General features: G+C 61.7%; 25 protein-coding genes. 10 read left to right on the top strand and 15 right to left on the bottom strand.

Annotated elements, in window-relative coordinates:
* The first annotated feature begins 146 nt into the window (after window positions 1-146).
* The 3 genes from BT116_RS06595 to BT116_RS06585 all read left to right on the top strand — a co-directional run bounded on the left by BT116_RS06595 (window position 147) and on the right by BT116_RS06585 (window position 3,594).
* Window positions 147-1,223, top strand: a complete 1,077-nt coding sequence (locus BT116_RS06595; protein ID WP_072341369.1) for a DUF748 domain-containing protein — start codon at window positions 147-149, stop codon at window positions 1,221-1,223.
* A 312-nt stretch (window positions 1,224-1,535) separates the two neighbouring features.
* Window positions 1,536-2,381, top strand: a complete 846-nt coding sequence (locus BT116_RS06590; RefSeq protein ID WP_003184225.1) for an AAA family ATPase — start codon at window positions 1,536-1,538, stop codon at window positions 2,379-2,381.
* A gap of 34 nt (window positions 2,382-2,415) precedes the next feature.
* Window positions 2,416-3,594 carry a vWA domain-containing protein gene (locus BT116_RS06585; RefSeq protein ID WP_003198888.1) on the top strand — a complete coding sequence of 393 codons (1,179 nt, stop codon included), beginning with the start codon at window positions 2,416-2,418 and terminating at the stop codon, window positions 3,592-3,594.
* 96 nt (window positions 3,595-3,690) lie between these two features.
* On the opposite strand, the gene BT116_RS06580 is transcribed toward BT116_RS06585, so the two are convergent.
* From BT116_RS06580 to BT116_RS06550, 7 genes are all read right to left on the bottom strand, one after another.
* A complete protein-coding gene (locus tag BT116_RS06580) occupies window positions 3,691-4,611 on the bottom strand; it encodes a 5-oxoprolinase subunit C family protein (protein ID WP_072341366.1) in 921 nt (306 codons plus the stop codon).
* Window positions 4,608-5,312 (bottom strand): 5-oxoprolinase subunit PxpB, encoded by a 705-nt coding sequence (gene pxpB / locus BT116_RS06575; protein ID WP_072341363.1) that lies wholly within the window; start codon window positions 5,310-5,312, stop codon window positions 4,608-4,610. Before pxpB ends, BT116_RS06580 begins: the two co-directional genes overlap by 4 nt.
* Window positions 5,309-6,061: a 5-oxoprolinase subunit PxpA gene (locus tag BT116_RS06570; RefSeq protein WP_072341360.1), complete on the bottom strand. Its 753-nt coding sequence runs from the start codon at window positions 6,059-6,061 to the stop codon at window positions 5,309-5,311. The genes pxpB and BT116_RS06570 overlap by 4 nt, the downstream gene beginning before the upstream one ends.
* A gap of 63 nt (window positions 6,062-6,124) precedes the next feature.
* Window positions 6,125-7,411 carry an MFS transporter gene (locus tag BT116_RS06565; protein ID WP_072341357.1) on the bottom strand — a complete coding sequence of 429 codons (1,287 nt, stop codon included), beginning with the start codon at window positions 7,409-7,411 and terminating at the stop codon, window positions 6,125-6,127.
* Window positions 7,412-7,725: 314 nt separating this feature from the next.
* Window positions 7,726-8,268 carry a DUF2937 family protein gene (locus tag BT116_RS06560; RefSeq protein WP_063322493.1) on the bottom strand — a complete coding sequence of 181 codons (543 nt, stop codon included), beginning with the start codon at window positions 8,266-8,268 and terminating at the stop codon, window positions 7,726-7,728.
* Between the two features lie 12 nt (window positions 8,269-8,280).
* Window positions 8,281-9,057 (bottom strand): class II glutamine amidotransferase, encoded by a 777-nt coding sequence (locus tag BT116_RS06555; protein ID WP_072341354.1) that lies wholly within the window; start codon window positions 9,055-9,057, stop codon window positions 8,281-8,283.
* 32 nt (window positions 9,058-9,089) lie between these two features.
* Window positions 9,090-9,587, bottom strand: coding sequence for an MFS transporter (locus BT116_RS06550; protein ID WP_072341351.1), 498 nt, complete (start codon window positions 9,585-9,587; stop codon window positions 9,090-9,092).
* Between the two features lie 135 nt (window positions 9,588-9,722).
* Between BT116_RS06550 and BT116_RS06545 the strand changes: the two genes are divergently transcribed.
* A complete protein-coding gene (locus tag BT116_RS06545; protein ID WP_072341348.1) occupies window positions 9,723-11,777 on the top strand; it encodes a S9 family peptidase in 2,055 nt (684 codons plus the stop codon).
* A 205-nt stretch (window positions 11,778-11,982) separates the two neighbouring features.
* The gene (locus BT116_RS06540) at window positions 11,983-12,456 is read left to right on the top strand and encodes a cyclic nucleotide-binding domain-containing protein (protein ID WP_063325148.1); all 474 of its coding nucleotides are present in this window, start codon (window positions 11,983-11,985) and stop codon (window positions 12,454-12,456) included.
* A gap of 124 nt (window positions 12,457-12,580) precedes the next feature.
* On the opposite strand, the gene BT116_RS06535 is transcribed toward BT116_RS06540, so the two are convergent.
* On the bottom strand, window positions 12,581-12,868 hold the full coding sequence (locus BT116_RS06535) for a hypothetical protein (RefSeq protein WP_072341345.1): 288 nt from the start codon (window positions 12,866-12,868) through the stop codon (window positions 12,581-12,583).
* A 72-nt stretch (window positions 12,869-12,940) separates the two neighbouring features.
* Here BT116_RS06535 and BT116_RS06530 point away from each other — a divergent pair, with 72 nt between their 5' ends.
* The 4 genes from BT116_RS06530 to BT116_RS06515 all read left to right on the top strand — a co-directional run bounded on the left by BT116_RS06530 (window position 12,941) and on the right by BT116_RS06515 (window position 15,176).
* Entirely contained in the window at window positions 12,941-13,627 is a 687-nt protein-coding gene (locus BT116_RS06530) for a spermidine synthase (protein ID WP_003184244.1), read from the top strand.
* A gap of 48 nt (window positions 13,628-13,675) precedes the next feature.
* A complete protein-coding gene (locus BT116_RS06525) occupies window positions 13,676-14,050 on the top strand; it encodes a YajD family HNH nuclease (RefSeq protein ID WP_003184246.1) in 375 nt (124 codons plus the stop codon).
* A gap of 200 nt (window positions 14,051-14,250) precedes the next feature.
* The gene (locus BT116_RS06520) at window positions 14,251-14,721 is read left to right on the top strand and encodes an RNA methyltransferase (RefSeq protein WP_003198862.1); all 471 of its coding nucleotides are present in this window, start codon (window positions 14,251-14,253) and stop codon (window positions 14,719-14,721) included.
* A 77-nt stretch (window positions 14,722-14,798) separates the two neighbouring features.
* Window positions 14,799-15,176: a YgaP family membrane protein gene (locus BT116_RS06515; protein WP_072341342.1), complete on the top strand. Its 378-nt coding sequence runs from the start codon at window positions 14,799-14,801 to the stop codon at window positions 15,174-15,176.
* Window positions 15,177-15,299: 123 nt separating this feature from the next.
* On the opposite strand, the gene BT116_RS06510 is transcribed toward BT116_RS06515, so the two are convergent.
* Both BT116_RS06510 and BT116_RS06505 read right to left on the bottom strand, forming a co-directional pair.
* Entirely contained in the window at window positions 15,300-16,529 is a 1,230-nt protein-coding gene (locus BT116_RS06510) for a hypothetical protein (protein WP_072341339.1), read from the bottom strand.
* A gap of 31 nt (window positions 16,530-16,560) precedes the next feature.
* On the bottom strand, window positions 16,561-17,010 hold the full coding sequence (locus tag BT116_RS06505) for a YcgN family cysteine cluster protein (RefSeq protein WP_018607524.1): 450 nt from the start codon (window positions 17,008-17,010) through the stop codon (window positions 16,561-16,563).
* A 160-nt stretch (window positions 17,011-17,170) separates the two neighbouring features.
* On the opposite strand from BT116_RS06505, the gene BT116_RS06500 reads away from it, so the two are divergent.
* Entirely contained in the window at window positions 17,171-17,764 is a 594-nt protein-coding gene (locus BT116_RS06500) for a nitroreductase family protein (RefSeq protein ID WP_063322505.1), read from the top strand.
* Window positions 17,765-17,938: 174 nt separating this feature from the next.
* On the opposite strand, the gene BT116_RS06495 is transcribed toward BT116_RS06500, so the two are convergent.
* From BT116_RS06495 to BT116_RS06475, 5 genes are all read right to left on the bottom strand, one after another.
* Window positions 17,939-18,871 (bottom strand): D-2-hydroxyacid dehydrogenase, encoded by a 933-nt coding sequence (locus BT116_RS06495; protein WP_072341336.1) that lies wholly within the window; start codon window positions 18,869-18,871, stop codon window positions 17,939-17,941.
* A 124-nt stretch (window positions 18,872-18,995) separates the two neighbouring features.
* Window positions 18,996-19,289: a YcgL domain-containing protein gene (locus BT116_RS06490; RefSeq protein ID WP_003198853.1), complete on the bottom strand. Its 294-nt coding sequence runs from the start codon at window positions 19,287-19,289 to the stop codon at window positions 18,996-18,998.
* A complete protein-coding gene (rnd, locus tag BT116_RS06485) occupies window positions 19,286-20,419 on the bottom strand; it encodes a ribonuclease D (RefSeq protein ID WP_072341333.1) in 1,134 nt (377 codons plus the stop codon). Before rnd ends, BT116_RS06490 begins: the two co-directional genes overlap by 4 nt.
* A 121-nt stretch (window positions 20,420-20,540) precedes the next feature.
* On the bottom strand, window positions 20,541-21,182 hold the full coding sequence (locus tag BT116_RS06480; protein ID WP_072341331.1) for a class I SAM-dependent methyltransferase: 642 nt from the start codon (window positions 21,180-21,182) through the stop codon (window positions 20,541-20,543).
* 68 nt (window positions 21,183-21,250) lie between these two features.
* A complete protein-coding gene (locus BT116_RS06475) occupies window positions 21,251-22,900 on the bottom strand; it encodes a phosphoethanolamine transferase (protein WP_072341328.1) in 1,650 nt (549 codons plus the stop codon).
* Window positions 22,901-22,997 lie beyond the last annotated feature (97 nt).

The raw sequence follows: 22,997 nt of genomic DNA, 5'->3' as shown, positions 1-22,997 counted from the left end.
GCTGGGTCCTTGATGCGGCGAGAATTTAAGCCTTTAAAGGTATGCCTGTTGCCCACGGGCGTCCAGTTGCACCGAACGTTCCCATTGTTGCGACAGTCAATGGCATTAGGAGGCGCTCCCCCAACAAACGCTGGAGACTGACTGACATGAAGCGTCGATATCGCTGGCCACTGTGGGTGTTCGCCACCCTCGTCGCGGTGCTGGTGGCCCTGCATTTCGCCCTGCCTTACCTGGTACGCGACTACCTGAACGACAAACTGGCCAACATGGGCGATTATCGCGGCCAGATCACCGACGTGGACCTGGCCCTGTGGCGCGGTGCCTACCGGATCAACGGCCTGGAAATCGTCAAGGTCGACGGCAAGGTCCCGGTGCCGTTCGTCACCGCACCGCGGGTGGACCTATCTGTGAGCTGGCACTCGCTGTGGTATGACCATGCGGTGGTCTCCGAGGTGGAATTCGCCCGCCCGGAAGTGAACTTCGTCGACGGCGGCGCCAACCGCCAGAACTCCCAGACCGGCCGGGGCACCAACTGGCGCGAGCAACTGAGCAAACTGCTGCCCATCACCTTCAACGAAGTGCGCATCCGCGATGGCAAGGTCACCTTCCGCAATTTCAACTCCAAGCCACCGGTCAACCTGCGGGCCACCGACGTCAACGCCAACTTCTATAACCTGACCAACGTGGTCGACACCAAAGGCAAGCGCGACGCCCGTTTCGAGGGCAAGGCCCTGGTGGCCGAACACGCGCCATTGGAAATGCAGGCCACCTTCGACCCGTTGAGCAAGTTCGAGGATTTCGATTTCCGCCTGCGGGCCAGGAACATCGAGCTCAAGCGCCTGAACGATTTCGCCGCCGCTTATGGCAAATTCGATTTCAATGCCGGTCACGGCGACCTGGTGATCGAGGCCGAAGCCGACAACGCCAAGCTCAGCGGCTACATCAAGCCATTGCTGCGCGATGTCGATGTGTTCGACTGGCAGCAGGACGTGGAAAACCAGGACAAGAACATCTTCCGCTCGGTCTGGGAAGCGCTGGTCGGCACGGGCGAAACGGCCCTCAAGAACCAGCGCAAGAATCAGTTCGCCACCCGAGTGGAACTCAGCGGCAATGTCCACCAGCAGGATATCAGCGCCTTCGAGGCCTTCCTGCAGATCCTGCGCAACGGTTTCGTTCAGGCCTTCAACGCCCGTTATGAACAGCCACCGCCTTCGACCGACTAGGCCTGTGGCGAGGGGATTTATCCCCGCTGGGCTGCGAAGCAGCCCTAAAACAGTGAATTCAATCTTCCTGGCACACCGAGTTGCCTTGTTGGGGCTGCTGCGCAGCCCAGCGGGGATAAATCCCCTCGCCACAAGAGTGGGTAGTCCCCATCGAAATACGCCGAGACTGAGTCAACATGTGACGCTCCATTCAGAGACTGAATACAGCGTCTGCGTTCACAGTCGGCGGGGCCTCGCGGTATAGTCGGGCACGCTATTTATTTTCGCGCGCCCCGCCTCGCCAGGCCGGCGACATCGTTCGAGGAATTGCAGATGAAGTTCGAAGGCACCAGCGCCTACGTGGCCACCGATGACCTGAAACTGGCCGTGAACGCCGCCATCACCCTGGAGCGGCCGCTGCTGGTCAAGGGCGAACCGGGCACCGGCAAGACCATGCTCGCCGAGCAACTGGCCGAGTCCTTCGGCGCGCGCTTGATCACCTGGCACATCAAGTCCACCACCAAGGCCCACCAGGGCCTGTACGAGTACGATGCGGTCAGCCGCCTGCGGGACTCGCAATTGGGCGTGGACAAGGTCCATGACGTGCGCAACTACCTGAAGAAGGGCAAGCTCTGGGAAGCGTTCGAATCCGAGGAGCGGGTGATCCTGCTGATCGACGAAATCGACAAGGCCGACATCGAGTTCCCCAACGACCTGTTGCAGGAACTCGACAAGATGGAGTTCTACGTCTACGAGACCGACGAAACCATCAAGGCCAAGCAACGGCCGATCATCATCATTACCTCCAACAACGAAAAGGAACTGCCGGACGCGTTCCTGCGCCGCTGTTTCTTCCACTACATCGCCTTCCCCGACCGCGTCACCCTGCAGAAAATCGTCGACGTGCATTACCCGGACATCAAGAAAGACCTGGTCAGCGAAGCGCTGGACGTATTCTTCGATGTGCGCAAGGTGCCGGGGCTGAAGAAAAAGCCTTCCACTTCCGAACTGGTGGACTGGCTCAAGCTGCTGATGGCCGACAACATCGGCGAAGCGGTACTGCGCGAACGTGATCCGACCAAGGCCATCCCGCCGCTGGCCGGCGCCCTGGTCAAGAACGAACAGGACGTGCAATTGCTCGAGCGCCTGGCGTTCATGAGCCGTCGCGGCACCCGCTGATCCTCTTCGTCCAACAAGAGCGAGGGCGATTGCCATGCTGCTTAACCTGTTCAATGAGATGCGCGCCGCCAAAGTGCCCGTGTCGGTGCGCGAACTGCTGGACCTGATCAACGCGTTGAAACAGCGGGTGATCTTCGCCGACATGGACGAGTTCTATTACCTGTCACGGGCGATCCTGGTGAAGGACGAACGGCATTTCGACAAGTTCGACCGGGCGTTCGCTGCCTACTTCAACGGCCTGGAAAAACTCGACGATCACCTCCAGGCGCTGATTCCCGAGGACTGGCTGCGCAAGGAATTCGAGCGTTCGCTGACCGACGAAGAGCGGGCGCAGATCCAGTCCCTGGGAGGCCTGGACAAGCTGATCGAAGAATTCAAGAAACGCCTGGAAGAACAGAAGGAACGCCATGCCGGCGGCAACAAGTGGATCGGCACCGGCGGTACCAGCCCGTTCGGCTCCGGCGGCTTCAACCCCGAAGGCATCCGGGTCGGCGACGCCGGCAAGCGCCAGGGCAAGGCTGTGAAGGTCTGGGACCAGCGCGAGTACAAGAACCTCGACGACCAGGTGGAACTGGGCACCCGCAACATCAAGATCGCCCTGCGCCGGCTGCGCAAGTTTGCCCGCCAGGGTGCGGCCGAAGAGCTGGACATCGACGGCACCATCGACCACACCGCCCGGGACGCCGGCCTCTTGAACATCCAGATGCGCCCGGAGCGACGCAACACCGTCAAGTTGTTGCTGCTGTTCGACATCGGCGGCTCGATGGATGCCCACGTGAAGATCTGCGAAGAACTGTTCTCGGCCTGCAAGACCGAGTTCAAGCACCTGGAATACTTCTACTTCCACAACTTCGTCTACGAGTCGGTGTGGAAAAACAACCTGCGTCGCACTTCCGAGCGCACCTCGACCCAGGATTTGCTGCATAAGTACGGCGCCGACTACAAAGTGATCTTCATCGGTGATGCCGCCATGGCGCCCTATGAAATCACCCAGGCCGGCGGCAGCGTCGAACACTGGAACGAAGAAGCCGGTTATGTGTGGATGCAGCGCTTCATGGAGAAGTACAAGAAGCTCATCTGGATCAATCCGTACCCCAAGGACACCTGGGGCTATACCGCCTCGACCAACATCGTACGCGAGTTGGTGGAAGACCGGATGTATCCGCTGACCTTGCGGGGGTTGGAGGAAGGGATGCGGTTTCTGTCCAAGTAAGATTTTTGGTTGCCTGTACAGGCCTCATCGCGAGCGAGCTCCCACACTGGATCCTCGTCGTACAAAGATCCCTGTGCGAGCTTGCTCGCGATGCTTCTAGCCTTTCAAAAACACCTGCAGACACTCCACCTGCTGGCGATGCGCAACCTCCTGCACCACCGGTCGCAACCGTACCTGCGCCCCCGGCAGGCATTGCGCCAACCGGGCCAGGGACAACGGCGTCAAGGCCCCCAGGCGTGGATAGCCACCGATGGTTTGCCGGTCGTTGAGCAGCACAATCGGTTGGCCATCCGGCGGCACCTGCACGGCACCGAGCGCAATGCCCTCGGAAATCATCGCCGGCCCCTGATACGCCAACGCCGTGCCCAGCAAGCGGATGCCCATGCGGTCGGCGCGACTGTCCAGTGTCCACGGGGTGTTGAACGCGTCGAACAGACTCTGCCCGCTAAATGCGCCATTCTGCGCCCCCAGGATCAGGTCCAGCGGCTGCGTTTGCTGGAAATCCGGAATCCGCGTGTGTGGCATGGGCCGAGGCGTCGCCGCGCCTGAATAGCTCAGGCGCTCGCCACGACTCAGCGCTCGCCCTCGCCCGTCCAGGCCACCCAGTTCCTCGCGCACTACCGTCGCCCGGCTGCCCAGTACCGCGGGCGCATTGAAACCGCCTGGGGCCGCCAGATAGGCCCGGGCACCGAGCACGGGCTGGGTGAGCGCCAGCACCTGGCCCTTGCGCAGACTGAAGAAACGCCACGATGCCACGCCCTGGCCGTCTATTCGCGCGCCCAGGTCCGCCCCGGCCAGCGCCAGCACGCAATCCTCCTCGGCCACCACGGTAAAGCCGCCGAGGGTAATCTCCACCACCGCCGCGTCCAGGCCATTGCCGAGCATCCAATTGGCCCAGGCCATCGACAGCCAGTCCGCCGCCCCGCCCTGGGTCACACCCAGGTGCCTCACGCCGAAACGACCGGTGTCCTGCAACAGGCACAGCGGGGTGCTGGCCTCGATCAACAAGCGGCTCATGCCTGGGTCTCCAGCGGTGTGTCGTCGCCACCCAGCGCGATGAATTCGGCATGGTCCACGGGGGCGAAACGCACCGTGTCCCCCGGCTGCATCAGGCTGTAGCCATCGCGCTCGCGATCAAACAGTTTGGTCGGAGTGCGACCGATCAGGTTCCAGCCACCGGGCGACACCACCGGATACGCCGCGGTCTGGCGCTCGGCGATCCCGACACTGCCTGCCGCCACGCGCTTGCGCGGCGTGTCGAGGCGCGGTGAAGCCAATTCTTCATCCACCAGCCCCATGAAGGCGAAACCGGGAGCGAAGCCCAAGGCAAACACCTGGTACTCGCGTTCACTGTGGCGACGGATCACCTGGGCGACCGTCAGCCCGCTGCGGCTCGCCAGCCGCTCCAGCTCCGGCCCGACACTGAGGTCGTACCACACCGGCAGCACGTGGCATTGGCCGGCGGACCGGGCATCCGGTGAAAGGTTGTTCAACGCCTCATCGATCAATTCACGAGCCTGCACCGGGTTCAGGGCGAGCAAATCGTAGTGCACCATCAACGTGGTATAGGACGGCACCAAGTCAATCAGGTGCTCGGCAAACACCGCTCGCAGGCGCTCGCTGGCGGCGAGCATCCAGGGCATGTTGGCCTCGGCGATCTCATCGAACAGGCGCACCATCAAGCAGTCCACCGCCACCACTTCCAAGCGTGGTCTCATGGTGCACTCTGCCGGTCCAGGGCTTCGCGGATGCGTTGCACGGCCGCCACGGAGCTGGCGTTGTCGCCGTGTACGCACAAGGTGTTGGCAACAAGGTGCAAGGCGCTGCCGTCACTGGCGGTCAACGCATCGCCACGGGCGATAGTCAGGGCCTGCCCGACAATCACCTCGGGATCGTGGTGCACCGCACCCGGCGCTTGCCGCGAAACCAGGCGACCGGCACTGTCGTAGGCGCGGTCGGCAAAGGCTTCAAACCACAGGGTCAGGCCGTACTCATCGCCCAGGGCCTGGGCGGCGCTGTTGTCCCGGGTCGCCATGAGCATCAGCGGCAGTTGCCGATCATAGGCCGCAACGGCCTGGATCACCGCGCGCAGTTGTGCCGGGTTGGCCATCATGTCGTTGTACATCGCGCCATGGGGCTTGACGTAGCTGACCCGTCCGCCTTGCGCCCGGCAGATGCCATCGAGGGCACCGATCTGGTAATGCAGCAGGTCCTGCAATTCCTGGGCGCCGTAAGTCATGGAACGCCGGCCGAAGCCGGCCAGGTCCTGATAGGCCGGGTGCGCGCCGATTCGCACGCCATGGCTCAGGGCCAGGCTGACGGTCTTGCGCATGATGCTCGGGTCGCCGGCATGAAAGCCGCAGGCGATGTTGGCGCAATCGATGAAGGGCATCACCTCGGCGTCCAGACCCATGGTCCAGCTGCCAAAGCTTTCGCCAATGTCGCAGTTCAATAGCAGGCGGCTCACGGTGAACGCTCCTGTAGGTTCTTTCTTCGTTTAACTGTGGGACGTGTGCCCGCAGGTTATCAGTTACTCAGCTTCCAACTGCTTGCCTTGGGTTTCCGGCAGGCTCAACGCCGCGAGGATCACCACGCCATAAGACACCGCCGCAAACGCCCCGATACCCACGCTTAGCGGCACTTTCTGGCTCAGCAGGCCGATCAGTAGCGGGAACGTCGCCGCCAACGCCCGACCGACGTTGTAGCAAAAACCCTGGCCCGAACCGCGAATGCGGGTCGGGAACAGCTCGGTGAGGAACGAGCCCATGCCGCTGAACATACCCGAAGCGAAAAACCCCAGGGGGAAGCCCAGCCAAAGCATCACGTTATTGCTCACGTGCAGTTGGGTATACAGCAGCACGATGGTGAAGGAGCCAACGGCGTACAGGACGAAGTTCTTTTTCCGACCCAGGATATCCGACAGATACGCGCTGACGACGTAACCAACGTAGGAACCGACGATCACCATCGCCAGGTAGCCACCGGTGCTCAACACGCTCAAGCCACGCTCATTCTTGAGGAACGTCGGCAACCAGGAGGTGATGGCGTAGTAACCGCCCAAGGCACCGGTGGTCAGCAACGAGGCACGAAGGGTGGTGAAGAGTATGCCGGGGGCGAAAATCTCATAGAACTTCGCCGGATTGCTGGGTGTTTGGCGGGCCTTGGCCTGGTTATAGACTTCCGGGTCCTTGACCAGCCGCCGGACGAATATCACAAACACCGCCGGGACGATGCCCAGGATGAACAAGGCGCGCCAGGCGTCTTCCGGCGGCAGCACCGAAAACAGCAGCGCATACAGGATCGCCGTCATGCCCCAGCCCAGGGCCCAACCCGACTGCACCATGCCCACGGCCTTGCCGCGATCCTTGGCGCGAATCACTTCACCCATCAACACGGCGCCGGCGGTCCATTCGCCGCCAAAACCGAAGCCCATCAATGTGCGGGCGATCAGCAGTTGTTCATAGTTCTGGGCAAAGCCGCACAAGAAGGTGAAGAAGGCGAACCACAGCACCGTCAGTTGCAGGGTGCGCACCCGACCGATGCGGTCCGAGAGAATGCCCGCCACCCAGCCGCCAATGGCCGAAGCGATCAAGGTGCTGGTGTGGATCAGGCCTGCCTGGCCGGTGGTGATGCCCCACATCGCGATCAGGGTCGGCACCACGAAACTGAGCATCTGCGTGTCCATGCCGTCCAGGGCGTAGCCGATCTTGCAGCTCCAGAAGGTGCGACGTTCCTGCTGGTTGATGTTGCGATACCAGTCGAATGGGCCGGAACGAGCCTGGGGTTGGGGGACGCCGAGCGTGTCGGGTGCACTCATGGTGGTTCTCCGCAGTTTTATTGTTGTAAGTCTCGACGACGCTGACGTGGAGACCGATGCGTCGATTCTTGAGCGCGCGGCCGATCCCGTCCAACGAATAAAACCTCGGTTGGGTCATAAGAAAAAGTTGATTGGGTAACACGCAGGGCCTGGCTGAACACCGTTGTGGCGAGGGGATTTATCCCCGTTGGGCTGAAGCAGCCCCCCAATGCAGCAATAGAAATGATCCGTCTGACACATGTGGTGGCCTTGTAAGGGGCCGCTTCGCGCCCCAGCGGGGATAAATCCCCTCGCCACAGAAGCCGGCGGCGGTTTTACAACCCCCGCAAATCCCGCTCTTCAATCGGCCGGCTCTGGCGCAGGCGCTTGCCGCCCAGCACCACCCAGTCGATCAGGCGGAACAGGCATTCCAGGCCGAACGACAGCAACAACGCACCGCTGATGCCCCAGATCATGGCCTCGGGAGTCAACAGGATCTGGTAGCTATAGCCATTCCAGGTTTCCTTGCGGATGTCCGGATCGGCGGCCAGCGCCACTTGCAGCAAGCGGATGTACCACGGGCCTTGCATCGCCTGGAATTGCTTGTCCAGGGCCTGCTGGCGCACGAGCAAGGTGTTCAGGCTGTCGGCGTCGCTGCGAAAGATCGGGTCTTCGCTGGCGCGGTAATGGGCCACCAGGGCTTGCATGTCGCCCTTGAAGAACTGGTTGGCGGTGCCCTGGAACCCTTGCAGACCGGTCTGGGCCTCGATCAGGTGGGCCTCGACCCGCTTGGCGTAATCATTGATGAAGCCCGGCACCTGGACCCCAACCAACAGGCCCACCGCGAACAACACCAGCCGTAGATAACTGAGCAACATAACGTGACGTCCTTATTCGGTTCGGCCGTGGCTGGCGCATTCGCCGCGTCGCCACAGGCTCCATTGGCCCGGTTCGTAGCGGGTCCAGGTTTCGTTTTCGGTCAAGGGTTCAGTGGCGATCACCGTGACCACGTCGTTGGGCGTGGTTTCAGCCTGGAAATCGACTATCACATCTACATCCTTGAGCCGAGCCGGGCCGAACGGCGCGCGACGGGTGATCTGGGCCAGTTTGGTCGAGCAATAGCAGAACAGCCAGTCGCCATCGCTGAGCAAGCAGTTGAACACGCCTTTGCTGCGGTATTCGGCGCAGGCCTCGATCAGCGACGGTAGCAATTGTTCCACCTCCACCGGTTCGGGGAAGGCCTGGCGCACACGGTTGAGCAGATCGCAGAACGCCGCTTCGCTGTCGGTATCGCCCACCGGGCGGTAGAAGCTCACGCCCGGCTGGAAATCGGCGAGTTGGCCGTTGTGGGCAAAACACCAGTTGCGGCCCCACAACTCACGCACGAACGGGTGCGTATTGGACAGGCAGACCTTGCCGACGTTGGCTTGGCGAATATGCCCGATCACCACTTCGCTCTTGATCGGATAACGCTGCACCAGGTTCGCCACTTCCGATTCGCTGCTGGCGGCAGGGTCCTGGAACAGGCGCAGGCCACGGCCCTCGTAGAAGGCGATGCCCCAGCCGTCCCGATGCGGCCCGGTCTTGCCGCCGCGCTGCATCAGCCCGGTGAAGCTGAACACGATGTCGGTCGGCACATTGGCGCTCATGCCCAATAACTCACACATGCTCGAACTCTCGCTTCAAGGGGCAGGCCCGGTTACAGGCGCGGTTCGATACGCGAACGCTGGGGGTTGCTCGGTACGGGCGGGCGACCGTAACGGTCATCTCCGGCCACGCCAAACGGTGGCTCGTCCTCCGGCTCATCGACCGCAGCGGCGGCTTTTGCGGCGGCGGCCCGTTCCTTGCGAGCGTTGGCGGCCCGCTCGATGGGAAAGCGGATCAGCACCAAAATGAAGTAGAGACCGAAGGCGATCATGCCGTACATGAGCAGATCGGAAGCCGCCCGCCAGACGTTGTTGCCGACTTTGAACAGCACGTCCAGGGCAACAATAGCCAGGGCCGGGGCGACCTTGTCCTTCACCGGATCTACGATGGTAGGGCTAAACAGCAGCACCGCCAGCAGCAACCGCAGCGGTTCGCGCAACCAGCGCCACATCCAGCGGGTCATGCGCATCCATACCAGCAGGCAGCCCAGGGCGGCGAAGGCGTAGAGGCCCCAGGCGATCAGATAGTCATTCTCGGTCATGGTGTCCATGGCAAGGCAGGCAAAGAGGCGCTTATAGTAACGGCTTTTCGCGCGTCAGGCTGCCCCGGCGTCTGGCGAATGGCCTGTGTGGTTGGTTCTGTCCAGGCCATGTGTCCCTTTTCGTACAACGTTCGAGAGCCTTTCATGTCCCTATCTGCCCACGTTTCCAACGCCCCGATTGCCCGCAGGGACCCCGGTGTTGACCCATACGCCTGGCTGCAGGAACGCGACACCGACGCCGTGCTCGACTACCTCAAGGCGGAAAACAGCTACCAGGAGGCGCAACTCGCCGACCAGGCCGAACTGCGCGAAACCCTGTTCCAGGAGATCAAGGGTCGGATTCTCGAGACCGACCTGTCACTGCCCTCGCCCTGGGGCCCGTACCTGTACTACACCCGTACCACGGCCGGTGACGAATACCCGCGTCACTACCGCTGCCCGCGTCCGGCCGATGACAGCCTGAACGTGGATGAAAGCCGTGAACAACTGCTGCTGGACCCGAACGTTCTGGCCGGCGGCGGCTTCTTTTCCCTGGGCGCTTTCAGCATCAGCCCTGACCACCAGCGCCTGGCCTACAGCCTGGACACCACGGGCGATGAGATCTACACCCTGTTCGTGAAGGAATTGTCCAACGACAAGGTCAGCGAACTGTCCTTCGAAAATTGCGACGGCAGCATGACCTGGGCCAACGACAGCCTGACGCTGTTTTTCGGCGAGTTGGACGACACCCATCGCCCCCACAAACTCTGGCGCTATCGCCTGGACGGCACCGCCGCCGAAGAGGTGTTCCACGAGCCGGACGGGCGTTTCTTCCTGCATTGCTATCGTTCAAGTTCGGAAAAGCAGTTGATCCTGTCCCTGGGCAGCAAGACCACCAGCGAAGTCTGGGTACTGGACGCTGCGCAACCGCAGCGCCCCTTTACCTGCCTGGCGCCCCGCGTGGAAAACCATGAATACGACGTCGACCACGGCCTGCTCGATGGCCAATGGACCTGGTTGATCCGCAGCAACCGCGACGGCATCAACTTCGCCCTGTACCAGGCCGCCGACACAGGCGTGGCGCCGACCGAGGCCGACTGGCAGAACCTGATCCCCCACAGCGACACAGTGATGATCGACGGCCTGAGCCTGAACGCCGGGGCCATGACCTTGAGCCTGCGCGAAGGCGGCCTGCCGATCATCGAGGTGCACCCGCAAGGCTTGCCGGCCTATCGGGTGCAACTGCCGGACGCGGCCTACAGCCTGCATGTGCAAAACAGCCTGGAGTTCGTCAGCGAGCGCATTCGCCTGCGCTACGAGGCCCTGAACCGTCCGGCGCAGATCCGCCAGTTGGACCTGGCCAGCGGCGCACAGGTCGTGCTCAAGCAAACCCCGGTACTGGGCCCGTTCGACGCCGATGCCTACGTCAGCCAACGGCTGTGGGCCACGGCGCCAGACGGCACACAAGTGCCCATCAGCCTGGTGGTCAAGCGCGAAGCCCTCGGCCGACCGGTACCGCTGTACCTGTACGGCTACGGTGCCTATGGCGAAAGCCTCGACCCGTGGTTTTCCCATTCGCGGCTGAGCCTGCTTGACCGCGGCGTAGCGTTTGCCATCGCCCATGTGCGCGGCGGCGGCGAGCTGGGGGAAGCCTGGTATCGCGCCGGCAAGCAGGAACACAAGCACAACACGTTCGGCGATTTCATCGCCTGCGCCGAGCATTTGATCAGCAACGGTTTCACCACCGCCGAGCAACTGGCGATCAGCGGCGGCAGCGCCGGTGGCCTGCTGATCGGCGCGGTGCTCAATCAACGCCCGGAGCTGTTCAAGGTTGCGATTGCCGAGGTGCCGTTCGTCGACGTGCTCAACACCATGCTCGACCCGGACTTGCCGCTGACCGTCACCGAGTACGACGAATGGGGCAATCCAGAGGAGCCGGACGTTTATGATCGGATCCGAGCCTATGCCCCGTACGAAAACGTCAGCGCCCAGGCGTACCCGGCGTTGCTGGTGATCGCCGGTTACAACGACAGCCGTGTGCAGTACTGGGAAGCGGCCAAGTGGGTGGCGAAACTGCGCGCCACCAAGACCGACGACAACCCCCTGCTGCTCAAGACCGAACTGGGCGCCGGCCACGGCGGAATGAGCGGGCGTTACCAGGGATTGCGTGACGTAGCGCTCGAATATGCATTTGTCTTGAAGGTTTTAGGGGTGGTCTGAGGAACTCTGTGGGATGGCCGGGTCTTAGCTCCATGCGCCGGGCATCCCGGATCAAATAACGGTGGGAGCGAGCTTGCTCGCGATGGCGTCGGATCAGTCAGTTTTGATGTTGACTGACACTTCGCTATCGCGAGCAAGCTCGCTCCCACAAGGGTTCCTCTTCAATCCAAACCCGTAGCAAACACAAGAAAAAGACCGTGCCAACATGTCAGAACCGACCTTACTGAACAAAGAAATCCGCGACTGGCTGATGGACTGCGGTCTGTTCGACCAGTTGCTGCCTGTGGACTTCGCCGCGGCGTCGGGCTATTTCAGCATCAGCGCCATCGCCCAGGGCGAAGCGATTTTCCACGAGGGCGATGCCGGCAGTTTCATGTGCATCATCCACACCGGCCAGGTGGCCGTGCAGAAAACCGGTCCCGACGGCCAACCCGTGACCATCGCCACGCTGCGCAGCGGTCGGGCCTTCGGTGAAATGGCCGTGCTCGACGGCGAACGGCGCTCGGCCAGTTGCATCGCCGCCAGTGATTGCCAGTTGCTGAACCTGGGCAAGGACTCCCTGGAAAAAATGCTCAACGACGCCCCCAAGATCGCCGCCAAGATCATCCGCGCCCTCGCCGTCTCCCTGTCCAAGCGCCTGCGCATGGCCGATGGGCAGTTGTTGTCGCAGCAGGTCTGACAACAACACATAAACCCTGTGTGCGAGCTTGCTCGCGATGGCCGCGGATCAGCCAGCATTGAAGCCGACGGACACACCGCTATCGCGAGCAAGCTCTCGCAGGTTAATGCGTCGTCTTGTCGATTTATCCTCCCGGCGACTTGGCCTTCACTGGCTTGGGCTCCATGCCCGGTATCGGCTGGTCCTTGGGGGGCTTGGGCATTTCGATGGGGGGCAGCAAGGGCGGTCCGCCGCTTCCGGGGCCCGCCTTGGGCACCCCGTTGGGCGTGACCGGCGGATAGGGCATGGGAGTGGCGGTACCAGGCGATCCGGGGATGCTGGGCGGGTTGACTGGAATCGTCGGTTGTTGAGCCTGGGCGCAACTTATTGAGAGCGCCGCCAGGGCAATGGCCGTTAGAATGATGCACTTCATCAATGGCTCCGTGGCTATTGTCTGCTTTAAGGCTAGTCGTTACCGCGCGGTTTGCCCTCCTACGAGATATCCATGAAACGTTTCGTTCTGCTCGACACCACGCCCATCCCTGATAACGGCGGTGCCCTGTGCCTATTCGAGTACGGGGAAGACTTCGTCATCAAGATCCAGGGCGGTGACGGCGGGCAGTTGATGAACACCCGCATGCACGGCTCCGAAGATGCCCTGGCAGAGATTCCTTGCCGCAAGGTCGCCGGTCGTCCCGGCTCGCGCGTGCTGATCGGCGGCCTCGGCATGGGGTTCACCCTCGCCTCGGCCCTCAAGCACCTGGGCAAGACCGCCGAAGTGGTGGTGGCCGAACTCGTGCCCGGCGTGGTGGAGTGGAACCGTGGCCCCCTGGGTGAAAAGGCCGGGCGGCCGTTGTCGGATCCACGCACAGTGATCCGCATGGAAGACGTCGCCAAGGTCCTGCAAGCCGAGCCCCAGGGGTTCGACGCGATCATGCTCGATGTCGACAACGGCCCGGAAGGCCTGACCCAGAAAGCCAACAGTTGGCTGTATTCGGCTGGAGGCCTGGCCGCCTGCGCCAAGGCCCTGCGGCCCAAGGGCGTGCTGGCGGTGTGGTCGGCCAGTGCTGACCGGCAGTTTTCCGACAAGCTGAAGAAGGCCGGCTTCAAGGCCGAAGAGGTGCAAGTGTTCGCCCATGGCAACAAAGGCACCCGCCACACCATCTGGATTGCCGAGAAGCTCAAGGGCTGAGCTAAACTCTGTCCAACCGTCATCCGTCTTGTCTACAAAGGTGAACCCATGAGTTCGTCAACGCCACCGTCCAACACCGCCAAGCTGGACCGCATCCTCGCCGATGCCCAGCGCGACCGGGAGATGGGCTACCGCGACAAAGCCCTGAAAATGTACCCCCATGTCTGTGGCCGCTGCGCCCGTGAATTTTCCGGCAAGCGCCTGAGCGAGCTGACCGTTCACCACCGCGACCACAACCACGACAACAACCCGCAGGATGGTTCCAACTGGGAGCTGCTGTGCCTGTACTGCCACGACAACGAACACTCGCGCTACACCGACCAGCAATATTTCGGCGACGGTTCCCTGAGCACCCCGAAAATCGCCAAGGCGACCCACAATCCCTTCGCCGCACTGGCCGGGTTGATGAAGAAAGACGAGTAATTACAGCCATTACGGCGAGCCCCGTTTTGTGGGAGCAAGGCTTGCCCGCGATGAAAGCGATGCGGTCTCTCAGAAACCGAGTCGTCTGGTTCGCGAGCAAGCTTTGCTCCCACAGGATGGTGTGAACCACACATCTCGAACCTGACCACCCTCCCCCATTCCCCGTATAATCGCGCCTTTTCCCCAAAGGCACCCCGCCCGTGGCCAACAAACGCTATAGCTGCATCGGTCTGTTCAACCCCAAGTCACCGGAAAACGTCGGTTCGGTCATGCGTGCCGCCGGCTGCTACGGCGTGGCGTCGGTGTTCTACACCGGCAAGCGCTATGAGCGAGCCGCCGACTTCGTCACCGACACCAAGAAAGTCCACTACGACATTCCGCTGATCGGTATCGACGACCTGAAGAAAATCCTGCCCCTGGGCTGTGTGCCGGTGGCCGTGGAACTGGTGGAAGGCGCTCGCCCACTGCCCGAATACACTCACCCGGACCGAGCGCTGTACATTTTTGGCCCGGAAGACGGCTCGCTGGACAAGGACATTCGCGATTGGTGTGAGGATGTGGTGTACATCCCCACCACCGGCTGCATGAACCTGGCCGCTACCGTCAACGTCGTGCTGTATGACCGCATGGCCAAAGGCAACAACACCCGTTCGGGGCCGCAATTCCGCTGATCGGTGCAACATTCGATTGAACAAGGCAATCGCTCGGGCAGTCAGCTTTATACCAATCCCCATACTGGAGACAGATCATGAGCGATAACAATCCGTTCGAGCCGATTGAGACCACCCCTTTCCAATCCCATCCGCCACAAAACGTGCATGGCTGGGAACGCATTGGCTCACTGGCCGGCGGTGTGCTGATGATGGGCAAGGGCTTGCGCCGTGGCGGTGTGCTCGGCCTGGCTCAACTGGCGATCGGCGGCATGGCGCTGGCACGGGGGATCACCGGGCATTGCTCGGCCAAGGCCTTGTTGGAAAAGAACCGGCAGAGCCTCAGTAATGCTCGTGCTCGCATCGAACAGGCCGGCGATGAGCTGAGCCGCCTGAAAGCCAATGCCGAGGCGGCGACTGGCACGGCTACGGTGACGGGGAATGATTCGTTGGATTCGCCGAAAGTCGGGCTCTGATTTTTGTGGAGAGGCTGATGGCCCCTTCGCGAGCAAGCTCGCTCCCACACTGGATCATCAGTGCACAGATTATTTGTGCATGACTCGATCAATGTGGAAGCGAGCTTGCTCGCGATAGCGGTATTACTGAATTAACTTGGTATCCAGCACAGTAGAGCGCCCATCCAGGACACTTTCGCTGAGCTGAACGAACGCCTTGGTATCCACTGTCTCCAGCCGCATCGCCCCCTGCAACACATCATCCAGCGAACGCTTGTTACGGGTTTTCAGGCGAATCTCGCGGTCCAGTTCCTGCAATAGCAACACCGCCTTGGCCACCGTCGCGGGGCTGATCTGTTCGCCGCGCAAGGTGGTGACGCCCTTGCTGTCGCGGGCGAGCCGGTCGTTCAAGGTCTGATAGCGCTCATCACTCAGGCCGCCGGCGCGGCGCAGCAGTTCGATGGCGTAGTACTCGGTCAGCCCTTCGCTGATCCAATCGCTGCGATCATGATCGTTGACCCGGGCGAGCGCCTGCACCAACTCCCGCAGCAATGGGCTACTGCCCCGCTCGCTGACCAGCGGCGGACGGCTGTGCAGGTAGATCGAGTCATGACCGGCCTGGGCGCCACGCCACAACGGATCGCCGGCGCCGACAATCAGCAACTTGGCCGGATGGCGCGGCACCAGTGCTTGTACCTGCGGCCAGACGAATGTCAGCAGCGTCAGCACATCCATCCGGCGCATGCCCTGGCCCTGGGGCGAGGCGACCGTCACCTCAGTTTCGCCCAGGCGGGTGCGGCGGCTACCCAGTTTGCCGGCGAGCATCCAGCCCGTAGGGCGGTCGAACAGGCGCGAGGGGTTGTCGATGCGAAAGCGTTGCTTGCCGATGCGCGGCCAGGGCGTCTCGATGCTTTTCCAGCCATTGGGTAATTCAACTTCAAGACGGGCCACCAGTTCGACGCCGTCCTGCTGGTCGAGCCTGGCCGCCGGCACCAGGTCGTCGCCGCGCAGCAACGCCCACGTCGGGGTCATGCGGGTTTCGAAGGTGGCGTTCTTGCGCGCATGGCTGATGCGCACGCGGTAGCTCAGGCTCGCCTTGTCCGCTGCCGGCCGCCAGACACCGCGCGCCTCTTTGCCGGAAGTGAGTTGCCATTGGCCATCGGCCTTGAAATCGCTGTAGCGACTGCCGTCGCCGAGGTCGAAATCCAGGCTACGCACCGCCGCCCCCCGGGCCAGGGTCAGACGCACCTCGGCCTGATCGCTCAGGGGCAACAGGTGCACGTGATAATCCAGATCGACTTTCTGCGCCGCCCACAGCGGCCCGCACATCGCCAGCAGCCCGGCGGCCAGCATCCGTTTCAATCCTGCAGCCATGGGTTCTCCCTGGGGCGCGCCGCCCGACGGCTCAGCCGGCGCGGAAAATCAGATGATCTTCCCAATCGTCTTCCGGCACGCTGCCTTCGGCCAGCATACGCCCGGACTGGGAAATGCGTTCGTGGTGCACCGCATCGCGATCACCGCAGACCAGGTGGTGCCACAACGGCAAGTCCTTGCCCTCGCTGACCAGCCGATAACCGCAGGTCGGCGGCAGCCATTTGAACTCATCGGCCTTGCCCGGCGTGAGCTGGATGCAATCGGGGACAAAGTCGCGGCGGTTGGGATAGTCGGTGCACTGGCAGGTTTTCAGGTCCAGCAGTTTGCAGGCGATGCGCGTGTAGTAGACGCTGTTGTCGTCTTCGTCTTCGAGTTTTTGCAGGCAGCACAGGCCACAGCCGTCGCACAGCGATTCCCATTCCTGCAGATCGAGCTGATCGAGGGTTTTGCGTTTCCAGAACGGTTCGACTTTGGCGGCCATGGCTCAAGCATCAACATCAGGTGGTGAAAAGGCCGACAGTCTAGTGCCCGGGCCTCTTCAGGCCAAGCATTGGCGACTGTCGGTAGGCCGGGACTTGTCAGCCCGGGCGGCGGGACGTAGGTTGTTTCATTGACTTTCCAAACCCCAGCCAGGTAAGCCCATGAGTGCCAATCCCCGCATTGCCGATTACGCGATTCACCCTCAATTCATCGAGCGCTGGTCGCCCCGTGCCTTTACCGGCGAGACCATTGCCGAAGAAACCCTGCTGGGCTTCTTCGAAGCTGCACGCTGGGCGCCGTCGGCGTACAACTCCCAGCCATGGCGTTTCCTGTATGCGCGCCGCGACACGCCGAATTGGGAGCGTTTCCTGGGCCTGCTCAATGAATTCAACCGCAGTTGGGCCCAACACGCCTCGGCACTGGTGATCATTGTTTCGAAAACCACCTTCGCCGTTCCCGGAGCCACCGAAGAAACCCCTGCGCAGTCCCACACCTTCGATACGGGTGCGGCCTGGGGCCACCTGGCGCTGCAAGCCAGCCTCAGCGGCTGGCACACCCATGGCATGGCCGGTTTCGACCAGGCGTTGACCCGCAAGGAACTGAAGATCCCGGAAGGCTACGCCCTGCACGCCGCCGTGGCGATTGGCAAGCTGGGGGACAAATCGACACTGGCCGAATACCTCCAGGCCCGCGAAACCCCAAGCCCGCGCCGGCCGTTGAGCGAACTGGTGGCTGAGGGCGACTTCACCCTGTAACCCCATTTTATGACCGCTGAAGACCCATTGTGGGAGCGAGCTTGCTCGCGATGGCGTCAGGTCAGCCACTTTGATGTCGACTGACACTCCGCCATCGCGAGCAAGCTCGCTCCCACATTTTGATCTGTGGCGAACACATTTTTTGTGACCACTGAATCACACTGAACCCAGGCTTCAGTAACCCCGGTTGAAATCCACTTCCCCGCGTAGCGCCTCACCGGCCTGATAGGCCCGCAGGTTTTCCAGGAACAACTGCACCATCATCGGTGGCGAGGTGGGTGCCGAGCTGTGGCCGGTCAGCAGCAGGCCCCAGGCAGTCCAGAACGGATGGCGCTGTGGCAATGGCTCCTGGCGGCAGACGTCGATCACCGCACCGGCCAGGTGCCCTTCCTTCAGGGCTTGCACCAGGTCCGCATCCACCACCGCCACGCCGCGGCCGACGTTGATGAACAACCCGGTCGGCTTGAATTGCTTGAACAGCGCCGCGTCGTACACATCATGGGTATCGGGTGTGTTGGGCAGCAAATTGATCACGTAATCCGCCTCACCCACCAAGCGCGGCAGATCCTTCAGCGCCCCGACCTCGATGAACGGCGCCAACGCCCGTGCTTCCCTGGCCACACCATACAGTTGCACACCAAACGGCACGAGGAACTGCGCCACCCGCTGACCGATATCACCGGTCCCGACGATCAACACCTTGCGCCCGGCCAGGCCTTGCCCCTGCCGGTTATCCCACTTGCGCTCGACCTGGCTGACCAGCCGTGCCAGTACCTCGCGCTCGTGGCCGAGCATGTAGGTCAGCACGTATTCGGCCATCACCTGGCCGAAAATGCCCACCGCACGGGTCAGGCGGTAGTTGCGCGTCAAGCCTTCGGCCAACAACGGCGTGATACCCGCCCAGGTCGATTGCAGCCAGCTGGGTCTATGGCCCTGACGCAACAAGGTGGCCAGCAGATCAGGCTGGCCGAGCCAGACCGGGCAATCGGTGGCCAGTCGCGACAATTCGGCGGAGTCGCCGCTGGTCAGGACTTCAATATCGGGTGCCGCCTGACGCAAAAGCTGGGCGTACACCGGGTGGTCGTGTTCGGCAATCAGAACGCGCATGAATCAAACCTTTCAAAAACAGTGCAGACAACCGCCGATAGAGTGTCGCTCCATCCATACGATCGTCGTCAATAACCTTCCAGTGTTTTTCCAGAGGCACCCAGAACAGGTGCCTCAGAGACCGTCAGACCGGGTCGTTGCGGCGCAACAACTCTTCGGGCAAATGCTCGATGTACTCGTCTTCGGCCGGCGGCATTTGCAAGTGATAGCCCTGGGTGTCGAGGTTTTCCAGCACTTTGTTGATGTCCTCCCGTGACAGCGCCCGCTCGGGGCTCAGGACCAGGTCGAAGGCATGGATCGCCTTGCCAAAGGCGGCCATCAACGGCTCAGGCACGCGCTCCAAGGCATCGCTCTTGAGCACATACAGGTACATCTCGTTTTTCTTCGAGCTTCGATAGATGGAGCAGATACGCTTCAAGGCTGTTCTCCGGCAGTGGCCAGGCTGTCGAGCAGCGCCTGGCCCATCAATTCGCGGCGCCAGCCACGCAGCGAATCGGGCAATTGGTAAGGGCCCTCGGGGAAGCCGCTCTTGATCAGCGCTTCGAGGGTTTTCTTGCGCAGCATCAGCTCCGGGGCGATTTCCAGGCGCTCGGCTTCAGCCTGCCCCAACGCCCGCAGACGCTTGACCAGCGCCGAGGCCTCGATGGGCAGTGGCTCGGCCACGGCCGGCGGCCATTGCTCGGGCGGCACGCTGGCGGCGCGCTGGATCAGGTCCAGCAGAAACTGGCCGTCCTGGCGCACGGTGCGCGGATGCATGTCTTCGATTTTCGCCAACGCGCCGAGGTTATCCGGCTGGGTACGGGCCAGGGGCCACAGCGAATGCTCGCGAATGATGCGATTGCGCGGCAGGTCACGGGCCCGCGCCTCACGTTCGCGCCAGGCGCACAGCTCGCGCAGCACGGCCAATTGGGCGCGGGACAGTTTCCAGGCGAGCTTGGCCTCGCGGTAGACCTCGTACGGGTCGACCTCGCGACGCAGGTTGGCCACCAGTTCGGCGCCGTCTTCAAGGACCCAACGGTACTTTTCGTCGGAAAGCTTCGGGCGTAGCAGTACGAACACTTCTGCCAGGTGCACGGCATCCTCTGCCGCGTAGCTGATCTGTGTCTCGGACAGGGGCCGTTGCAGCCAGTCGGAACGGGTCTCGCCCTTGGGCAACTCGATACCCAGCACCTCCTGCACCAGCCGCGAATAGCCCATGGAGAAACCCAGGTTCAGGTAGGCGGCGGCCAATTGCGTATCGAACAGCGGCACAGGCAGGCTGCCGGTCAGGCGCAGCAGCACTTCAAGGTCTTCGCTGCAGGCGTGCAACACCTTGAGCACCGCCGGGTTTTCCAGTAGCGCGGCCAAGGGTTGCCAATTGTCGATGGTCAAGGGGTCGATCAGGTAGGCACGCTTGCCGTCGCCGATCTGCAATAAACCAGCAATAGGGTAAAAAGTGTCGACCCGCATGAATTCGGTGTCGAGGGCGACGAATGGCAACTGCTGCCATTCGGCGCAAAACTGACCGAGGCTATCGTTGTCGCGAATCCAGTGAATATCGATGGCCACACGGCTCTCCCTTGAAGAATGGCGCGCAGTATATATCGCCGCCGGCGATTGCGAGCATCCATAGAGCAGCAGCCTAAGAGAAATCGCCTGCGAAAAAGCAAGAATAGTCCTACATCAGGACTTAACCGGTCTTACGCAATACATAAACACGCGTCAGCGCGAAACCGGGCAGGAAATCCTGATACCAAAGCACGCTGAAACCGGCCTGGCGAAACTCGGCTTCGAGATTGGCCTTGTCGGCCAGGCTCCGTTGCGGCGCCTGGCCGATCTTGAGGCGGCCTTCGATTTGCACCGAAACGATCACCGTGTCGCGACTGACCCGATGAAATTCGCGCAACAGCGCCAGGCGATGCTCGCTGGCGCTGACGTGGCGAAACAGTTGCAGACAACAAATACAATCCACCGCGTTGGCCGACAGCCCGATGGTGAACGCTGAACTCGGGAAGGTCTTGACCCGTTGGAGCAACGCGCCGCCATGGTGAGTGAGCGCATGTTCGAGCATGTCCGGCGACGGGTCCGCCGCCAGGATCACCCGGTTGGCGTGCTCGGCCAGCACCGGCCAGAACCGTCCCGCGCCACAGGCCACATCCAGCACCAACCCGGGCTCGCCCGCGACTTTCAGGGCATTGCGTACCATGTGCTCGTCGCGCCAGAACGCCAGGCGCAATCGTCGAGGCGTCGGCCCACAGCAGACCTGAGCATGCTCCTGGTCATGCTGCCTGGCGAACTCAAGCTCGACGGTGGATGGGGGTCGCCCGGACATACGAACAGCTCTTGGAAAAGATTGAGTGACAGGTTAACCAACACCGCGTGAAAAAAAGGTCCAGGCCATCACTCTCGCGCCAGGACACCGTCAATCACCGCGCCGCGACAGTTGGCGAACAGGTCCAGGTCCCGGTTGTAGACCTGGCTGTTGACTTCCAGCAGCCCGAGCATCGAATGAAACAGGTTGTCCTGGCTCAAGGGCTTTTGCCGACTCAGTTGCAGGCAATGGGTGTCGACCGCGAAAGACTTCTGATAGCTGTCGGAAAACCAGGCAAGCATTGCCACGTGTTTCTGTTGCTCCGGGGCGAGCATGTAGGGCGTGCCATGGAGAAACAGGTTGTATTCGCCCAGGGACTCGCCATGATCCGACAGGTACAGCATGGCCGTGTCGACCTTGTCCTGGTTGGCCCGCAACAGATCGATCAGGGTCGAGAGCACATGATCGGTGTACACCAGCGTGTTGTCGTAGCCGTTGACGATGCTCTCGCGGCTGCAATTGTTCAGCGCGTTGCTTTCGCACACCGGGGTGAAATGCTCGTATTCCTTGGGATAGCGCTTGAAGTATTCCGGCCCGTGGCTGCCCATCTGGTGCAGCACCAGCACCGTGTCCTTGTCGAGCGTGTCGATGAAATGCTGCAAACCCTGGAGCAGGATTTCATCACGGCACTCACTGTTGGCGCACAGGGCCGGGTCCTTGAGATTGCTGACATCCTGCAGCGTGACCCGATCACAGGTGCCCTTGCAGCCCGATTGGTTGTCCCGCCAGATCACCTCCAGCCCGGCGCGCTTGAGCACGTCCAGCAAACCCTCTTCATTCTTGGCCTTGCTGGCGTCATAGTTCTTGCGCCCCATGTTGGAAAACATACAGGGCACCGACACGGCGGTTTCCGTGCCGCAGGAATGCACATCGGTAAAGGCGATCAGGCCGGCCTCTTTGTCCAGTGTCGGTGTGGTATCGCGGTTATAGCCGAGGATGCCGAAGTTCTCGGCCCGGGCACTCTCGCCCACCACCAGTACGGTCAGGGATTTGCGGCCGTGGGATTGCCAGGCCGGGTTGCGGCTCGCGTCCTCGCCCAGGGTGATGAACGGCTGCTTGGCCGACGCAACCTGCTCGCGCAAGTAGCCGAGCGACGCACCGATGTAGTTGCTCGGCACGACCATCAAACGCAACTCGTGGTGGTTGCGAAACAACGAAGACAGACCTTGGTAGTTGGCCAGGGCGACCATGCCGATCACCGCGGTCGACGCCACGCCGACCAGCAACTTACTTAATAATTCTTTGGGCAAGCTACGGTAGCTGATCGGGGTCTTGAATAATAACCAGCCAGGCAACACCCCCAATAACCCGAGGTAGATAAACAACTTCAGCGACAACAGATCACGAACTTCCGTGGCATTGGTTTCAGCAAAGTTGCGCAACATGCCCGCATCGATCAATACGCCGTATTGGGCCATGAAATAGGCCACGCCAGCACTGATCAGGAACAAAAGCATCAGCACGGGCTTGAGCAGCGGACGGAAGGCCACGAGCGTCAACACCAGGTTGAACGCGCAGAAAATCATCAGGCCAAACGCCACGCACATCAGCAGGCCACGAGCGTCAGCCGTGGTGATCGCCAGCAAGTGTTGCCAGAGAACGAGGTTGAAACCCACTAACAAAAAGGCACTGGCGGCCAGTGTCACCCACTCGGGGCGCACGGCTTTAATGGTCAGCATGATGGTTGACGATTTCCTGAAAGTTGCTCTTTGAAAAAGAAGTGCCGCAGGAAAATGTGAAAAATTCATTTCCTACGGCAGCACAAACTTTAGGTAG

Origin of the sequence: Pseudomonas sp. NFACC16-2, assembly GCF_900119205.1 — a bacterium.
Lineage (GTDB): Bacteria > Pseudomonadota > Gammaproteobacteria > Pseudomonadales > Pseudomonadaceae > Aquipseudomonas > Aquipseudomonas fluorescens_Q.
The sequence above is the reverse complement of the archived record's forward strand: the minus strand, read 5'-3'. Positions and strand labels throughout refer to the sequence as shown.

Excerpts from the sequence above, each read along its gene's own strand:
- BT116_RS06595 (WP_072341369.1), top strand. The coding sequence starts at position 147 with ATGAAGCGTCGATATCGCTGGCCACTGTGGGTGTTCGCCACCCTCGTC.
- BT116_RS06590 (WP_003184225.1), top strand. The coding sequence starts at position 1,536 with ATGAAGTTCGAAGGCACCAGCGCCTACGTGGCCACCGATGACCTGAAA.
- BT116_RS06585 (WP_003198888.1), top strand. The coding sequence starts at position 2,416 with ATGCTGCTTAACCTGTTCAATGAGATGCGCGCCGCCAAAGTGCCCGTG.
- BT116_RS06580 (WP_072341366.1), bottom strand. The coding sequence starts at position 4,611 with ATGAGCCGCTTGTTGATCGAGGCCAGCACCCCGCTGTGCCTGTTGCAG.
- pxpB (WP_072341363.1), bottom strand. The coding sequence starts at position 5,312 with ATGAGACCACGCTTGGAAGTGGTGGCGGTGGACTGCTTGATGGTGCGC.
- BT116_RS06565 (WP_072341357.1), bottom strand. The coding sequence starts at position 7,411 with ATGAGTGCACCCGACACGCTCGGCGTCCCCCAACCCCAGGCTCGTTCC.
- BT116_RS06560 (WP_063322493.1), bottom strand. The coding sequence starts at position 8,268 with ATGTTGCTCAGTTATCTACGGCTGGTGTTGTTCGCGGTGGGCCTGTTG.
- BT116_RS06555 (WP_072341354.1), bottom strand. The coding sequence starts at position 9,057 with ATGTGTGAGTTATTGGGCATGAGCGCCAATGTGCCGACCGACATCGTG.
- BT116_RS06550 (WP_072341351.1), bottom strand. The coding sequence starts at position 9,587 with ATGGACACCATGACCGAGAATGACTATCTGATCGCCTGGGGCCTCTAC.
- BT116_RS06545 (WP_072341348.1), top strand. The coding sequence starts at position 9,723 with ATGTCCCTATCTGCCCACGTTTCCAACGCCCCGATTGCCCGCAGGGAC.
- BT116_RS06540 (WP_063325148.1), top strand. The coding sequence starts at position 11,983 with ATGTCAGAACCGACCTTACTGAACAAAGAAATCCGCGACTGGCTGATG.
- BT116_RS06535 (WP_072341345.1), bottom strand. The coding sequence starts at position 12,868 with ATGAAGTGCATCATTCTAACGGCCATTGCCCTGGCGGCGCTCTCAATA.
- BT116_RS06530 (WP_003184244.1), top strand. The coding sequence starts at position 12,941 with ATGAAACGTTTCGTTCTGCTCGACACCACGCCCATCCCTGATAACGGC.
- BT116_RS06525 (WP_003184246.1), top strand. The coding sequence starts at position 13,676 with ATGAGTTCGTCAACGCCACCGTCCAACACCGCCAAGCTGGACCGCATC.
- BT116_RS06515 (WP_072341342.1), top strand. The coding sequence starts at position 14,799 with ATGAGCGATAACAATCCGTTCGAGCCGATTGAGACCACCCCTTTCCAA.
- BT116_RS06510 (WP_072341339.1), bottom strand. The coding sequence starts at position 16,529 with ATGGCTGCAGGATTGAAACGGATGCTGGCCGCCGGGCTGCTGGCGATG.
- BT116_RS06505 (WP_018607524.1), bottom strand. The coding sequence starts at position 17,010 with ATGGCCGCCAAAGTCGAACCGTTCTGGAAACGCAAAACCCTCGATCAG.
- BT116_RS06500 (WP_063322505.1), top strand. The coding sequence starts at position 17,171 with ATGAGTGCCAATCCCCGCATTGCCGATTACGCGATTCACCCTCAATTC.
- BT116_RS06495 (WP_072341336.1), bottom strand. The coding sequence starts at position 18,871 with ATGCGCGTTCTGATTGCCGAACACGACCACCCGGTGTACGCCCAGCTT.
- BT116_RS06480 (WP_072341331.1), bottom strand. The coding sequence starts at position 21,182 with ATGTCCGGGCGACCCCCATCCACCGTCGAGCTTGAGTTCGCCAGGCAG.
- BT116_RS06475 (WP_072341328.1), bottom strand. The coding sequence starts at position 22,900 with ATGCTGACCATTAAAGCCGTGCGCCCCGAGTGGGTGACACTGGCCGCC.